Here is a 14127-nt window from a genome sequence, read left to right on the forward strand (position 1 = left end):
AATGTTAGAATGGGATTTAAGTGCTTTATTTCACAATAAAGAAGCGTTGCAAAATTTTACACAAGATCAAATCCAACAAAGTTTAAATTTTAAAAAAGACTATGAAAATAAACTCTATACATTAAATGCTAATGAGTTTTTACAAGCTTTAAAAGATTATGAAAATTTAAATCAAGCTCTTGGCAAAATCATGACTTATGCTTATTTGCTTTTTGCTAAAAACACTCAAAATGGTTCTTTTTACGCACAATACGAAGAAGAATGCAAAAAAATAGAAGAAAATTTACTCTTTTTCGAGCTTGAATTTTGTGAGTTAGTTCCTGAAAAAAGTCAAGAATTTACAACTTTTTGTAAAGATTATGATTTTTATCTTTCTAATTTATTGCAAAACAAACGCTATAATCTTAGCAAAAACGAAGAACGCATTATGCTCTATCTTTCAAATACAGGTGCAAATGCTTTTAGTAGGCTTTTTGATGAAAGTATGAGTGCTTTAAAAATCCCTTTTGAAGGTAAAAAACTTAGCGAAGAAGAAATTCTAAGCAAAATGTATGACGAAGATAGAAAAATACGCAAAAAAGCTGCTAAAAAATTCAGTAAAGTTTTGCAAAAAAATAGCAGACTTTTAAGTTTTATTATCAATATGATAAAAACAGAAAGAAAAAATATAAGCTTATTAAGAGGTTATGAAAATGCTGAAATTTCAAGACATATCAGCAATCAAATTTCGCAAAAAAGCGTTGATTCCTTGATAGCAAGTGCGCAAAAACATTTTAACTTAGTATCGCAATTTTACAAAAGAAAAAAACAAATTTTGGGCTATGATGAGCTTAAAGACTATGATAGATATGCACCCATAGGAAAAGAAGCAAGTTTTGATTTTAAAACAAGTAAAAATATTGTTTTAGAGGCATTTCAAGCTTTTTCTCCGCAATTTTATGATATAGCAAAAAATGCTTTTAATCAAGGCTGGATTGATGTTTATCCACAAGAAAATAAACAAGGGGGTGCTTTTTCACATTCTGCAACTTCTGATGCGCATCCTTTTGTTTTATTAAACTACACCGATAAAAGGCGTGATCTTTTTACACTTGCACATGAATTAGGACACACTATCCATCAAAAACTTTCTTACAATGTAAGCTACTTAAATCAAAACACACCTTTAACCACCGCAGAAACAGCTTCAGTTTTTGCCGAAATGCTCGTATTTGATTTTATTAAAGATAAGTTAAAAAAAGAAGAACTCCTATCTTTATATGCAAATAAAATCGAAGATATTTTTGCAACTTTTTATAGACAAATTAATTTTACTTGTTTTGAAAGACGCTTACATGCTCAAGAAAATGAATTAAGCACCGAAGAAATCAATAAAATTTGGATGGAAGAATCTCAAAAAATGTTTCAAGATAGCGTAAAACTTACAAAAAATTATGCTTCTTGGTGGAGTTATATTCCTCATTTTATCCATTCTCCTTTTTACTGCTATGCTTATGCTTATGCCCAACTTTTAGTTTTAGCTCTTTATGGACTTTACAAAAGCAAAAAATGTGAAAATTTTAAAGAACTTTATATCAAAATGCTTTCTTTAGGTGGAAGTGTGAGTCCAAAAGAACTAGTAGGAATGTTTGGATTTGATATAGAAGATGAAAATTTTTGGGAAATAGGCATAAAAGAAATTCAAAAACTCATCAATGAATTTATGGAGTTACAATCATGCTAGAAACAATCTTAAAAAATAAAAATTTTATCCATACCATGCAAAAGCATTGTTATGAAGTTATTTCACACCTTATAGAAGAAAATATAGAATTTTCTATAGTTGCAAATACAAATTTCATAGATTTCAACCCTGAACTTCCCAAAGAGCTTGATGTTAAACAAAATCCTTATGCTCTTTTTGCCCTTGGAGGATACACCTTTGAATCCATACAGCTAAATAAAGATTTCATTCAATTTCACGCAGGTTTTGGTAATGATGATTTTGATAGTTTTGTAAAGGTTGATTTAGGAGCTATCACGCAAATTCAAATAGAAAATAGCATTTTATTTGTTAATTTTAGCCTTTATAAACGTGAAAATAGTAAAAATTTACAAAAATCTAAAAATATATTTTTAAATAATCCAAAAAATAAAGATATTTTCAAAAAATGAATCTATTTGAAGATTTAAATGATAGCCAAAAACAAGCGGTAAGCCACATTGATGGAGCTATGCTTATCCTAGCAGGTGCAGGTAGTGGAAAAACCAAAACTATCACCACTCGTCTTGCTTATCTTATCGGTGAAGTAGGCATCCCCTCGCATAACACTCTTACTCTTACTTTTACGAATAAAGCAGCTAGTGTTATGCGTCATAGAGCATTAAATTTTCTACAAGGTAATCACAATCCTTTGCTTTGCACCTTTCACAAATTTGGACTTTTATTTTTAAAACTACACTTTGAAAGATTGGAGCGTAAAAATAGTTTTATTGTTATCGATACAGATGATACAAAAAAAATAATTAAAGATTTAATCCATGATAAAAACAAAGATAATGTCTATGATATTATCAAATACATATCTTATTGTAAAAATGAAGGCAAAAGAGTAAGCAATGTCTTTGAAGATTTAAATTTACTAAAAGAACATAATTTTGAAAAATATCAAAATGAATACAAATTTGCCAACTATTACCGTGCTTATGAAGAATACTTATTAAAGCAAAATTTTGTAGATTTTGATGATCTTTTATTGCTAAGCAATCTCATTTTGGAAAATGATATAAATTTTGCCAAAGAACAAAGCTTACTTTATAATTACATTACAGTTGATGAGTATCAAGATACTAATACCTTGCAATATAAAATTCTAAAAAATCTATGTTGTATGCATGAAAATATCACAGTTGTTGGTGATGATGATCAAAGTATTTATAGTTGGCGTGGAGCAAAAATTGAAAATATTTTAAATTTTCAAAACGATTTTAAAAATGTTAAACTTGTAAAACTTGAACAAAACTATCGTTCAGTAGGGACTATTTTACAAGCAGCAAATAATCTCATATCTCACAATGAGCAACGACTTGGAAAAACTTTAATCTGCACTAAAGATACTGGGGAAAATATTAAAATATTAAAAAACGAAAACGAAAAAGATGAAGGTTTATATATCGCTCAAGAAGTGAAAAAATTGCTAAATTCTGGAGTAGAAGCTAAAGAGATCGCCGTTTTATTTCGAGTTAATGCACTATCAAGAGCAATAGAAGAAGCATTTATGAAGGAAAAAATTTCTTATAAACTGCTTAGCGGTATGCGTTTTTATGAAAGATTAGAAATAAAAGATTTAATCTCGTATCTTAGACTTATCTTAAATCCAAACGATGATTTGTCATTTAGGCGTATTATTAATCGCCCTAAAAGATCCATAGGAGAAAAAGCCCTAAAAAATTTAGAAGAATATGCAAAAAAACGTCAAATTTCACTTTTTGATGCCTTATGTGAAAGCGATGGCGGTGTAGGAATTTTAACAACAAAAAAAGCACAAAATGAAGCAAATATTTTTATACAAAATATTCACACTCTAAAAAGCTACGATAATGCAAAAAAGGTTTTTGATAATATAGAAGAATTATTTAAAATCAAAGATTATTTTTCAGAGCAAGATGATGGAGATGAAAGAATCAGAAATCTTGATGAGTTTTATGCTAATCTAAGAGAAAAACTCAAAGAAGATCCCGAAGCTTCTTTAGAAGATCTACTTAGTGAAATTTCTTTATTAAGTGATCAAGATAATTTAGATGAAGAATGTGTTTGCTTGATGAGTATTCATGCTAGCAAAGGTTTGGAATTTGATTATGTTTTTATAATAGGCTTTGATGAAGGATTTTTTCCTTTAAATAGCGAAGAAAATCTCGAAGAAGAACGCCGTCTTGCTTATGTTGCCATCACTCGCGCCAAAAAATTTCTCACAATAAGTGTTGCAAATTCTCGTTTTTATCATGGTTCAAGAGCAAATATCAATCCTAGTCGCTTCTTAGAAGAAAGTAAATTAATCAATGAAAAATCAAAAAATCAAAATATACAAAAAACTAGCTTTTGTAAAGGAGATCTAGTTAAACATAAAATTTTTGGCATTGGTAGGGTTGTTGAAGTTAATAAAAGCGGAAAAGAGGAAAAGCTTAATATTAATTTTGGTGGTATAATGCGTGTAATCATGGCAAGCTTTGTGGAAAAAGCAGTATGAACAAGATCTTTGCAGCCTTTAAACCAAGGGGTTTGAGCTCTAATGCCTTTTTAAGCACTTTAAAGAAAAAATATAAAAATAAAAAAGCAGGATATTCTGGCACTCTTGATCCTTTCGCCAAAGGGATTTTAATCGTTGCATTTGGACAATACACAAAACTTTTCCGTTTTTTAAAAAAAACTCCAAAAACCTATAAAGCTACTTTATGGCTTGGAGTTTACTCCTTAAGTCTTGATGATCAAAATATAAAAGAAATTAAAAATATAAAAGAATTTGATCTTGCAAATTTACAACAAATCGTTGATCAAATGCAAGGAATTATCTCCTATACACCACCGCAATTTAGCGCCAAAAGAATCAATGGAACTCGCGCCTATGAACTTGCAAAAAAAGGTATAGAAGTAAATTTAAAACCTTGTCAAATGGAAGTATTTGATTGCAAGATCTTAAGCTATAATCATCCTTTTTTAAATATTGAAATCACAGTCAGTGAAGGTGCTTATATAAGATCTTATTGCGAACTTTTTGCTAGAAAACTAGGTATTAATGCGACTTTAAGCTCTTTAGAGCGCATTAAAGAAGGTAAATTTGTTTATAATAATGAGAAAAGCTTAAATGTGTTAAAATACATTAACCTAAAGCCAAATTTTATCAAGAATTTAAGTAAACTCGAAAATGGTGCTAAAATTTTTGTCGAAGAATTAGAATTTCATGATGAAGGAGATTATTATATTGAAACAGAAAAATATTTTAGCGTAATTAATATTAAAGAAAATACAGTAAAATATCTTCTGAATAAGGTTGAAAAATGTTAATATTATCAAGAAAAGAAAATGAAAGTATAATTATCGGAGAAGGTATAGAAATCAAAGTCGTTCAAACAGGGAAAGGATATGCCAAAATAGGCATAGAAGCTCCAAAATCTCTTATGATACTTAGAAAAGAACTTGTTCAACAAGTAAAGGATGAAAATTTGCATTCTGTTGTTCAGAATGATATTAAACTTGATGACTTAAGCAAAAAACTAATCAAATGAAAGCTTACGCTAAAGCAAATATTTTTTTAAAACTTACCGGTTTTGACTCAAGAAAATATCATCTTTTAGAATCACGATTTATACTTTTAAAAGATCTTTTTGATGAGCTTGAGCTTGTTGATAAAGAATCAGACTCTAAAAAAGAATTTGAAATCATTAGTAATTTTAAATGCGAAAATAATATTATTCAAAAGGCTTATTTGCTACTTTCTAAAAGATATAATAACGAATTAAAAGAATTATTTAGCAAAAAAAGCCTAAAACTCACAAAAAATATCCCAGTATGTGCTGGGCTTGGTGGTGGAAGTAGCGATTGTGCGAGTTTTTTACTACTAATGAATGAAACCCTAAATTTAAAATTAAACCTACAAGAACTTATAAATTTAAGCATACAACTAGGAAGTGATATTGCCTTTTTTTTAAGTGGCTTTCACTCTGCTAATGTAAGTGGCTGTGGTGAAATTATAAAAGAATTTGAAGATGACATACCTAATTTAAAATGGACTTTTCCACAAATATCTTGCCAAACTAAAGCTGTTTATGATGAATTTGATAGAGGAATATTTGACTTTCAAAAAAACAATAATCAAGCGCAAATCTACAAAAAACTCAGCACAAAAGAGTTGTTACAAAACTTTAAAAACAAAGAATTAAATGATTTATTTACTCCTTGTGCAACTTTATATCCTAAAATGAAGTCTTACTTACAAGAAGATTTTTTTCTAAGCGGTAGCGGTAGTAGTGTTTTTAAGGTTGATCGATGAAAATTATTGCGAGAAATAAAAAAGCTTTATTTGATTATAGCATCATAGAACGCTTTGAAGCCGGAATTGTCCTTAAGGGAAGTGAAGTTGTAGCTTTAAGAGCAGGAAGAGCAAATCTTAAAGACTCTTTTGTTCGCATTATAAAAAATGAGATTTTTTTACTTAATTCTCATATTTCATTGCTTCATACTACACATTCTTTCTATAAACACGAAGAAAGAGATGCTAGAAAGCTTTTAATGCATAGAAAGCAAATTGATAAATTATTAGGTAAAGTAAGTATAGAAGGATATACTATCGTTGCATTAGATCTTTATTTTAACACAAAAAATAAAGTAAAAGCCACTCTTGCTTTAGCTAAAGGGAAAAATTTGCACGACAAGCGTGAAACTTTAAAGAAAAAGCAAGCCGATTTAGAAGCTAGAGCTGCTATGAAAAATTATAAATAAAGGAAATTAAATGAAAAAAATTTTAACCCTATTTTTAATAAGTTTAGCATTTTTTCTTAATGCTTGCTCCAAAGAAGAAGAAATTCAAAATGATTTTATGTTTGAAGAGTATCACAAAGGAGATAAAATAGTATTAAATAGTGTAAATGGTGGAAGCAAAACTTTAATAAGAACAGATAAAGGTTTTGTGGTAGAAGGAGAGGAAGGAAAAGTTCTAATGTTTGATTTTTTTGGCACTTTTTGCACCCCATGCAAAGAAGAAGCTTTAGATCTTAGCAAACTTTGGAAAAATAATTCTAGCAAATTTATCATTATAGGACTTACACATTTTGAAGATGTTAGCGATGAAACAGTTAAAAAATTCGCAGATGATTATGGTGCTTACTATTTTCTAAGCAATGGCAGCTCTAACGATCGTATTATTGCTCAAATTTTAAAAGATATAGACTATCAAAATATGGAGCAACTTCCTTTTAAAGTTGTTTTAAAAAATGGAATTTATCAAAAAATAAGCGATTACTGGAATAATAATACTCCAACAAATTTTTATCTTGGCAAAATTCCAACAGAACTCATGCAAGAAGATTTAAATAAAATCTACAAAGGAAAATAATGCCAAAAACCCAAACTCTAGAGCAAATAAAACTTAGTGAACCAAAAATGTATAAAGTTATACTCTTAAATGATGATGTAACAACCATGGATTTTGTCATAGAAATTTTGATGAATATTTTTCATCAAAACCTTGAAAAAGCAAGTCAAACAATGTTAGAAATTCATCACAATGGTTCTGGAATTTGTGGCATTTACACTCAAGAAATAGCTCTTTCAAAACAAAAAAAAGTTATAGATGCGGCTAAACTTGCTAATTTTCCACTACAAGCAAAGGTGGAAGAAGAATGAAATACCAAGAAAATTTACAAAAATATCTTGATAATGCCAAAAATCTAAGCTTAATAAACCACCATGAATTTGTTACCTGTGAGCATGTACTGTTTGCATTACTAAAACTAAGCACTGATTTTAAGGATATATTTGAAGAATTTTCAGATGGAGATCTTGAACTTCTAGAAACTGAATTAAAAAATTACATTTCTCAAAACAATCAAATTATTAAACAAGAAATAGAACCTACAATATCTGTTGTTTTAGATGAAATCTTACTTTCACTTAAAAATAAAAATAATGAAATTAAAATTATAGATTTTTTAGAAAAGCTCATACAGGATTCAAGAAGTTATTCTAGCTATCTCTTAAAAAAACACAACATAAATCTTAACAAAATTCAAGAACTTCAAAATCATGAAAATATACAAAATTTAAGCAACCACACAAGTGATTTAACACTTTTAGCTCAAAATGGCAAGATTGATCCTTTAATAGGAAGAAAATTTGAACTTGAAAGAATGATGCAAATTCTTTCACGTCGCAAAAAAAATAATCCTATTTTAGTAGGAGAGGCAGGAGTTGGCAAAACGGCCATTGTAGAAGGATTAGCATTGGCTATTGCGGAAAAAAAGGTGCCTAAAAACTTACAAAATGCAAAAATTTTTAGTCTTGATATGGCTAGTATACTTGCGGGAACAAAATACCGTGGAGATTTTGAGAAAAGAATTAAAGAAATTTTAAATGAACTTGAGAAAATACCCAATGCTATTTTATTTATTGATGAAATTCACACTATAGTAGGAGCTGGAAGTACAGGAGAATCTCATACTGATTTTTCCAATCTTTTAAAACCGGCTCTAAGTAATGGAACTTTAAAATGCATAGGTGCAACAACTTTTATGGAATATAAAAATACTTTTGATAAAAATAAACCCCTAAGTCGCCGTTTTGCTAAAATAAATGTAGATGAACCAAGCCAAGAAGAAAGCTTGCAAATTCTGAAAGGATTAAAAAACAAATATGAAGAATTTCATCATATAAAATTAAACGATGAAATTCTTCAATATGCTGTAATTTGGGGTAAAAAATTTTTTAATGATAAATTTTTACCTGATTGTGCTATAGATCTGGTCGATGAACTTGGTGCTTCTTTTGCTTTAAATCCAAAAGCTAAAAAAAATGCCAATTTAAAAGATTTAGAAAATGTTTTAGCAAAAATGACCCACCATCACAAAATGTTTGAATTCGATCAAAATAAAGCTTTAATGAATTTAAAAGCAAATTTAAAAGCAAAAATTTTTGGCCAAGATGAAGTTATAGATAGCCTTGTTTCATCACTTAAGCAAAGTTTCGCAGGATTTAAAAATTCCAATACACCACGCGGAGTGTTTTTGTTTACTGGATCAAGTGGAGTTGGAAAAACAGAACTTTGCAAAACTTTAGCTGAATTTTTAGGTTTAAATTTAGAACGCTTTGATATGAGTGAATATGCAGAAAAACATACTATAAGTAAACTAATAGGATCTCCAGCTGGATATATAGGTTTTGAAGAGGGTGGACTTTTAAGCAATGCTATTCGCAAAAATCCTTTCAGTCTTGTTCTTTTTGACGAAATAGAAAAGGCTCATCCTGATTTAAGTAATACCTTTTTACAGATTTTTGACAATGCTGAACTCACCGACAATAGCGGTCTTAAAGTAGATTTTAAAAATACAATCATTATTATGACATCCAATCTAGGACTTAAAGAAAGCAATGAGCTTGGTTTTTTAAGTAAAAATGAAGAAAAAAGTAATCGTGCTATCAAAGATTTTTTTGCTCCAGAATTTATTAATCGCATTGATAAAATTTTGCATTTTAATGATTTAAACGATGCTATACTTGTTAAAATTATCGAAAAAGAACTTGATGAAATTTCTAAAAATTTAAACAATGTAAAATTATCAGCGGACGATAAAGCCAAAATTTATTTAGCTAAAAAAGCCTATAATAAAGAATTTGGAGTAAGGCTTTTAAAACGCATAATTTCTGAGGAAATAGGAGAAAAAATCAGTGATGAAATTTTATTCGGAAAGCTTAAAAAAGGCGGTATAGCTAAAATCAAACTTGGTAAAAATGGAAAGCTCGAATTTATATTCTAAATTACTCAATGCACCTAAAAATGCTCCTGTATTTTTAAGTCAAAATTTAGAAGCTGATTTTATTGTAAAAGCTTATACTTTTGGTCTATTCCCATGGACAAGTAAACCTGTAACTTGGTGGTGTCCAGATCCTAGATGCATTTTAATTCCAAATCAAATTCACATCCAAAAAAATATGAAAAAATTTATTAATCTCTATCAAATTAAACTTGATTATGATTTTTTAAAATTAATTACATTATGTCGCGATACACGCTCTCAAAGCTGGATAGATGATGAATTTATTACCACTTATTATAAGTTATTTACCCAAGGCTATGCGCATAGCCTTGAACTTTATGAAAATAATGAACTTATAGGTGGAATTTATGGTTTAATTTTAGGCAAGGTTTTCTTTGGTGAAAGCATGGTAAGCATTAAAAAAAATGCATCTAAAGTTGCCATGATTAAACTTTGTGATTTATTAAAACCTTATGATTTTATCATAGATTGTCAAGTTTATAACCAACATTTAGAATTTATGGGTGCTCATAATATTTCTAGGAAAGAATTTTTAAATATTTTAAAAGAAAAATGCAATCAAGAAAGTGGTTTTAAAAATTTTAAAGATTTAATTACTTAAAAAATAAGCGTGAAAATCACGCTTATGACATTGCTTTAGCAACTTCAGCAGAGCTTTCACGAATTTTCTCCATACATTCTCTTGCTTCTTTTGCAAGTTCAACACTCTGATTAACATCCTCTAAACCGCTTTTAATACTCTCAACCACTTGTGATGTAACATTACGAATAGAATTAATCGTAGTGGTAATTTCATTAACTGAATGCCCTGTTCTTTCGGCTAAATTTCTTACTTCATCAGCAACAACAGCAAAACCTCTACCATGTTCACCAGCACGCGCTGCCTCAATAGCAGCATTTAAAGCAAGCAGATTAGTCTGATCAGCAATATCACTAATAGTCTGAATAATAGATTTAATTTCATCTGATTGTTGATTTAATGAAGAAACAAGATTTGAACTTTGAGACATCATATCAGCAATATTCTGAACATTTGAAACAGTGTTTTCAATTACACGATCTCCATCTTGAGTAAGATTATCATTTTTTTCTGCAAGTTCGCTTATGAGGCGAAGTTTTTCTTGATCTTTTTTAACTTGTTCGCTTATATCTGTAGCAAATTTAATAACCTTGTAAATTTTCCCATCATCATTTTTAACCGGATTATAACTTGCTTCAAGGTATACTTTTTTATTATTTCTTCCGTATCTTATATATTTACCTGATTGAAATTTGCCCTCTCTTAAATCTTCCCAAAATTGAACATAGTCCTTAGAGTGTCTATAATTAGAATCACAGAACATACTATGATGCTTTCCTTTAATCTCATCAATATTAAAATCCATAGTTCTTAAAAAATTTTCATTAGCCGTAATAATAGTCCCATCAGGTTTAAATTCAATAATAGCCATAGAACGATTAGCAGCAGCAATAGTATTTCTAAGATCAAGCATTTCATAATGTCTTTGAGTTATATCATTGGCAAATTTAATAATTTTATAAACATGACCATTATTATCACTAATTGGAAGATAATTTGCTTCTAAATAAACATCTATCCCTCCCTTAGCTATACGTCTAAAAAGACCACTTCTAGCTTTTCCATCTCTTAAATCTTTCCAAAAATCACTATATGCTGAAGAATTAACAACTTCAGGCAAACAAAACATACTATGATGCTTGCCCTTGATCTCTGAAAGGGAGTATTTCATAGTTGTTAAAAAATTTTGATTTGCCTCTAAAATAACGCCATCGGTGGTAAATTCAATTACCGCCATGGTATTCCCAATAGATCTTAAAATATCTCCTAAACCATTACACTTTTTTTCAAGTTGTTCAATTATTTCAGTATTATTTTTCTTAGCACCAAACATAAAACTCACCTTTTTAATAATAAATTATTTTAAAATTATATCATATTTATATAGTATTATTTACTTAAAATTATATTAATTTATAAGTTAAATATATCCTTTAAACCTACAATAATCATCTTAAATCCCATAGCAGCAATAAACACTTGTGCTATGCGAGAAAAAACATGTAAAATCAATTTTCCAACTATTTTTTCTATAGTAGCTGCAAAATGAAAAAGTACAAACATAAATATAAAAGCTATCATTACTCCGCCAAGAGCAACATCAAGCCCACCATCTTCGGCTATAACGACAATACTAGCTAAAGTTCCAGGTCCAACAAGCATAGGAAATGCCATAGGTATTAAACTCTGTCTTAAAATTTCCTTATCATCCATATCCTGATAAGAACTAAAATCCTTAGTTACAATTTTTGTTGAAAAAAGTAAATTTTTAATAGCCATTACAATAAGAACCAAACCACCAGAAACCCTTAAATCATCTAATGAAACTCTAAAAATATAGTTCATAAATAAAGGTCCTGATAATAAAAATACCAAAACTATAGTAAAAGCTGTATAGAGAATAGTTCTAAAAAGTTTTTTCCGAAGCATTATAGGTAATCCATCACTCATAGCCAAAAATTGAGTTAAATTACCAAAAGGATTTAAGATGGCAAGTAAAGTAATTGCAGCAAAAAATATCAAATAAAGCTCAGAACCCATACTAGAAAACATTATCAATCCTTAGTTTTTACAAATTTCAAAGAAATAGAATTTACACAATGTCTTACATTTTTAGCAGAAAACCCTTCTCCTTCAAAAACATGACCTAAATGTCCATTGCAGTTTGCACACACAATCTCGGTTCTAATCCCATCTTTATCAGGAATTCTTTTAATAGCCCCTCTTATTTCATCATCAAAGCTAGGCCATCCACAACCTGATTTAAATTTATCTTCGGATTTATAAAGCGAAGCTCCACATTGCTTGCATTGATAAATTCCTTTTTCATAAAAATCATTATATTTCCCACTAAAAGGAGCTTCTGTTCCTTTATTTAAAATTACTTTTTTTTCTTCTTCATTTAATTCTTTCATGATCTACCCTTGTAAAATAATTTTTATATTATATAATTAAAATTTCAATTTTAAATGATAAATTTTTATAATTTTCAAGAAAGTTTTAAATGCAAAAAGAATTTTTTCAAGAGCTTCAAAATATTTTATATGAAAAAAATACAAATATAAAATTTCACTCTTTTCAAAATTTTTATGAAGACTTTAAAAGCCACAAATTTATTTTTAATCACGAGAATCAAAGCATTTTCAAAAAAAATACATCACAACAAATTACCTTACTTCATCCTACGCGTATAAGAAGACCTAAATTTGTCAATTCAACTCATGCGCTTGCTAAAATAATTCATTCAGTCGCTCATATAGAATTTAATGCAATTAACCTAGCTTTAGATGCTAGTTATCGCTTTAAAAATCTACCTTTGCAATTTTATTACGATTGGCTGGAGGTAGCAGATGAGGAAATTAAACATTTCAAACTTTTAAATTCAGTACTTGAAGAACTTGGTTACAAATATGGAGATTTTCCAGTGCATGATAATTTAGAATCTGCTCTAGAAGCTACAAAAGACTCTTTAAGCTTTAGAATGGGAGTAGTTCATAGAGGTTTAGAAGCTAAAGGGCTTGATGCCAACCCCTTTGTTGTTCAAAAACTTGAAAGCTCCAATCACTCCATTAAAAATCTTTTAATGGAATATCTTGAAATTATACTTAATGATGAAATAAAACACGTTAAAAAAGGAGATACTTGGTGGAAATTTTCAAATCAAAACAAGTATGATTTTATCGAACTTTGCAAAACATTTAAACAATTCTCTCTTGCAGGAAAAAAACTTAACATTCAGGCAAGAATCAAAGCTGGTTTTACTCAAGAAGAATGCGAAGTCATTGAAAAATTTTACTCTTGATTTCTTATCTTAAATTTTGAAACAATAATGGTATATAAAACCCGAATAATTCCATAAAGCACATACAAGCTTGCTAAAATTACTAAACTTTCAAGGGGGTAAAGATATAAAAATGAAAATATTATAATTAAAATAATCAAAACTTTTAAAACACTAGAACGATTAAAATCAAGCTTTTTAAAGCTGGGATAGCGTATATTACTTACCATTAAAAGCCCTAAAATTGCTTGAAGCACCAAAAAAACTACACCATAAGGCTTTAAAAAATCATAACTGATAAACGCATAAGTCCATATAGCACTCACAACTGCTGCAGTAGGTATAGGAAGACCTATAAAAACAGAAGGTTCATAAGTGCCTGTAGTAACATTAAATCTCGCCAAACGAATGGCTCCAAAAACCACAAAAAAAGCCGTAATCAAAGATCCAAGTTTTCCAAAATCATAACCTATAGCCATATAAAAAAGAACCGCTGGAGCAACTCCAAAAGCTACTAGATCGGCTAAAGAATCAAATTCTACTCCAAATTTTGAAGTAGAATTTGTAAGTCTTGCAACACGGCCATCAAGCCCATCGCAAATCAAAGATAAAATAATATAAATCAAAGCTGTATAATAATTTCCATGTATTGAAGCTATAATAGAAATAACCCCTAAAAAAGCTGAAGCAGCTGTAAAAAGATTGGGTAAAATATAAATTAATTGCGGTCTGTTATTCATTA

At 29.1% G+C, this 14127-nt stretch carries 16 protein-coding genes; 12 read left to right on the forward strand and 4 right to left on the reverse strand.

The window, feature by feature from the left end:
- Position 1: 1 nt before the first annotated feature.
- Genes AJ887_RS03670 through aat form a run of 11 tightly spaced genes read left to right on the forward strand, consistent with a single transcriptional unit; the run spans position 2 to position 10126 of the window.
- Positions 2–1723, forward strand: a complete 1722-nt coding sequence (locus AJ887_RS03670; RefSeq protein WP_044779149.1) for a M3 family oligoendopeptidase — start codon at positions 2–4, stop codon at positions 1721–1723.
- Positions 1717–2154, forward strand: coding sequence for a hypothetical protein (locus tag AJ887_RS03675; RefSeq protein ID WP_044779148.1), 438 nt, complete (start codon positions 1717–1719; stop codon positions 2152–2154). The genes AJ887_RS03670 and AJ887_RS03675 overlap by 7 nt, the downstream gene beginning before the upstream one ends.
- Complete coding sequence (locus AJ887_RS03680; protein WP_002866122.1) at positions 2151–4226, forward strand: ATP-dependent helicase; 2076 nt, start codon at positions 2151–2153, stop codon at positions 4224–4226. Before AJ887_RS03675 ends, AJ887_RS03680 begins: the two co-directional genes overlap by 4 nt.
- Complete coding sequence (gene truB / locus AJ887_RS03685) at positions 4223–5041, forward strand: tRNA pseudouridine(55) synthase TruB (protein ID WP_002870522.1); 819 nt, start codon at positions 4223–4225, stop codon at positions 5039–5041. Before AJ887_RS03680 ends, truB begins: the two co-directional genes overlap by 4 nt.
- Positions 5035–5262, forward strand: a complete 228-nt coding sequence (gene csrA, locus AJ887_RS03690; protein ID WP_002852854.1) for a carbon storage regulator CsrA — start codon at positions 5035–5037, stop codon at positions 5260–5262. Before truB ends, csrA begins: the two co-directional genes overlap by 7 nt.
- Positions 5259–6026, forward strand: coding sequence for a 4-(cytidine 5'-diphospho)-2-C-methyl-D-erythritol kinase (locus AJ887_RS03695; RefSeq protein WP_002870521.1), 768 nt, complete (start codon positions 5259–5261; stop codon positions 6024–6026). The genes csrA and AJ887_RS03695 overlap by 4 nt, the downstream gene beginning before the upstream one ends.
- Positions 6023–6475 carry an SsrA-binding protein SmpB gene (gene smpB / locus AJ887_RS03700; protein ID WP_044779146.1) on the forward strand — a complete coding sequence of 151 codons (453 nt, stop codon included), beginning with the start codon at positions 6023–6025 and terminating at the stop codon, positions 6473–6475. The genes AJ887_RS03695 and smpB overlap by 4 nt, the downstream gene beginning before the upstream one ends.
- Positions 6476–6485: 10 nt before the next feature.
- Entirely contained in the window at positions 6486–7088 is a 603-nt protein-coding gene (locus tag AJ887_RS03705; RefSeq protein WP_002888338.1) for a TlpA disulfide reductase family protein, read from the forward strand.
- Positions 7088–7378 (forward strand): ATP-dependent Clp protease adaptor ClpS, encoded by a 291-nt coding sequence (locus AJ887_RS03710; protein ID WP_044779145.1) that lies wholly within the window; start codon positions 7088–7090, stop codon positions 7376–7378. Before AJ887_RS03705 ends, AJ887_RS03710 begins: the two co-directional genes overlap by 1 nt.
- Positions 7375–9504, forward strand: coding sequence for an AAA family ATPase (locus AJ887_RS03715; RefSeq protein ID WP_070240197.1), 2130 nt, complete (start codon positions 7375–7377; stop codon positions 9502–9504). The genes AJ887_RS03710 and AJ887_RS03715 overlap by 4 nt, the downstream gene beginning before the upstream one ends.
- Complete coding sequence (gene aat, locus AJ887_RS03720; protein WP_002826100.1) at positions 9479–10126, forward strand: leucyl/phenylalanyl-tRNA--protein transferase; 648 nt, start codon at positions 9479–9481, stop codon at positions 10124–10126. The genes AJ887_RS03715 and aat overlap by 26 nt, the downstream gene beginning before the upstream one ends.
- A 22-nt stretch (positions 10127–10148) precedes the next feature.
- Here the strand turns inward: aat and cetZ are convergent, their stop codons facing one another.
- From cetZ to AJ887_RS03735, 3 genes are all read right to left on the reverse strand, one after another.
- Positions 10149–11438 (reverse strand): energy taxis response protein CetZ, encoded by a 1290-nt coding sequence (cetZ, locus tag AJ887_RS03725; protein WP_002861827.1) that lies wholly within the window; start codon positions 11436–11438, stop codon positions 10149–10151.
- Between the two features lie 80 nt (positions 11439–11518).
- Positions 11519–12145 carry a MarC family protein gene (locus AJ887_RS03730; protein WP_079860883.1) on the reverse strand — a complete coding sequence of 209 codons (627 nt, stop codon included), beginning with the start codon at positions 12143–12145 and terminating at the stop codon, positions 11519–11521.
- Positions 12146–12159: 14 nt separating this feature from the next.
- Complete coding sequence (locus AJ887_RS03735) at positions 12160–12519, reverse strand: methionine-R-sulfoxide reductase (protein WP_070240201.1); 360 nt, start codon at positions 12517–12519, stop codon at positions 12160–12162.
- 89 nt (positions 12520–12608) lie between these two features.
- Between AJ887_RS03735 and AJ887_RS03740 the strand changes: the two genes are divergently transcribed.
- A complete protein-coding gene (locus AJ887_RS03740; protein ID WP_002870517.1) occupies positions 12609–13406 on the forward strand; it encodes a ferritin-like domain-containing protein in 798 nt (265 codons plus the stop codon).
- On the opposite strand, the gene pssA is transcribed toward AJ887_RS03740, so the two are convergent.
- Positions 13397–14125: a CDP-diacylglycerol--serine O-phosphatidyltransferase gene (pssA, locus tag AJ887_RS03745; RefSeq protein WP_002859122.1), complete on the reverse strand. Its 729-nt coding sequence runs from the start codon at positions 14123–14125 to the stop codon at positions 13397–13399. The two genes, AJ887_RS03740 and pssA, sit on opposite strands and share 10 nt — an antisense overlap.
- Between the last annotated feature and the right edge of the window lie 2 nt (positions 14126–14127).

The organism is Campylobacter sp. BCW_6466 (assembly GCF_001762835.1).
Lineage (GTDB): Bacteria > Campylobacterota > Campylobacteria > Campylobacterales > Campylobacteraceae > Campylobacter_D > Campylobacter_D jejuni.

Bases quoted from the DNA above. Each gene is read 5' to 3' on its own strand.
- AJ887_RS03670 (WP_044779149.1), top strand. From the start codon at position 2: ATGTTAGAATGGGATTTAAGTGCTTTATTTCACAATAAAGAAGCGTTG.
- AJ887_RS03675 (WP_044779148.1), top strand. From the start codon at position 1,717: ATGCTAGAAACAATCTTAAAAAATAAAAATTTTATCCATACCATGCAA.
- AJ887_RS03680 (WP_002866122.1), top strand. From the start codon at position 2,151: ATGAATCTATTTGAAGATTTAAATGATAGCCAAAAACAAGCGGTAAGC.
- truB (WP_002870522.1), top strand. From the start codon at position 4,223: ATGAACAAGATCTTTGCAGCCTTTAAACCAAGGGGTTTGAGCTCTAAT.
- csrA (WP_002852854.1), top strand. From the start codon at position 5,035: ATGTTAATATTATCAAGAAAAGAAAATGAAAGTATAATTATCGGAGAA.
- AJ887_RS03695 (WP_002870521.1), top strand. From the start codon at position 5,259: ATGAAAGCTTACGCTAAAGCAAATATTTTTTTAAAACTTACCGGTTTT.
- smpB (WP_044779146.1), top strand. From the start codon at position 6,023: ATGAAAATTATTGCGAGAAATAAAAAAGCTTTATTTGATTATAGCATC.
- AJ887_RS03705 (WP_002888338.1), top strand. From the start codon at position 6,486: ATGAAAAAAATTTTAACCCTATTTTTAATAAGTTTAGCATTTTTTCTT.
- AJ887_RS03710 (WP_044779145.1), top strand. From the start codon at position 7,088: ATGCCAAAAACCCAAACTCTAGAGCAAATAAAACTTAGTGAACCAAAA.
- AJ887_RS03715 (WP_070240197.1), top strand. From the start codon at position 7,375: ATGAAATACCAAGAAAATTTACAAAAATATCTTGATAATGCCAAAAAT.
- aat (WP_002826100.1), top strand. From the start codon at position 9,479: ATGGAAAGCTCGAATTTATATTCTAAATTACTCAATGCACCTAAAAAT.
- cetZ (WP_002861827.1), bottom strand. From the start codon at position 11,438: ATGTTTGGTGCTAAGAAAAATAATACTGAAATAATTGAACAACTTGAA.
- AJ887_RS03730 (WP_079860883.1), bottom strand. From the start codon at position 12,145: ATGGGTTCTGAGCTTTATTTGATATTTTTTGCTGCAATTACTTTACTT.
- AJ887_RS03735 (WP_070240201.1), bottom strand. From the start codon at position 12,519: ATGAAAGAATTAAATGAAGAAGAAAAAAAAGTAATTTTAAATAAAGGA.
- AJ887_RS03740 (WP_002870517.1), top strand. From the start codon at position 12,609: ATGCAAAAAGAATTTTTTCAAGAGCTTCAAAATATTTTATATGAAAAA.
- pssA (WP_002859122.1), bottom strand. From the start codon at position 14,125: ATGAATAACAGACCGCAATTAATTTATATTTTACCCAATCTTTTTACA.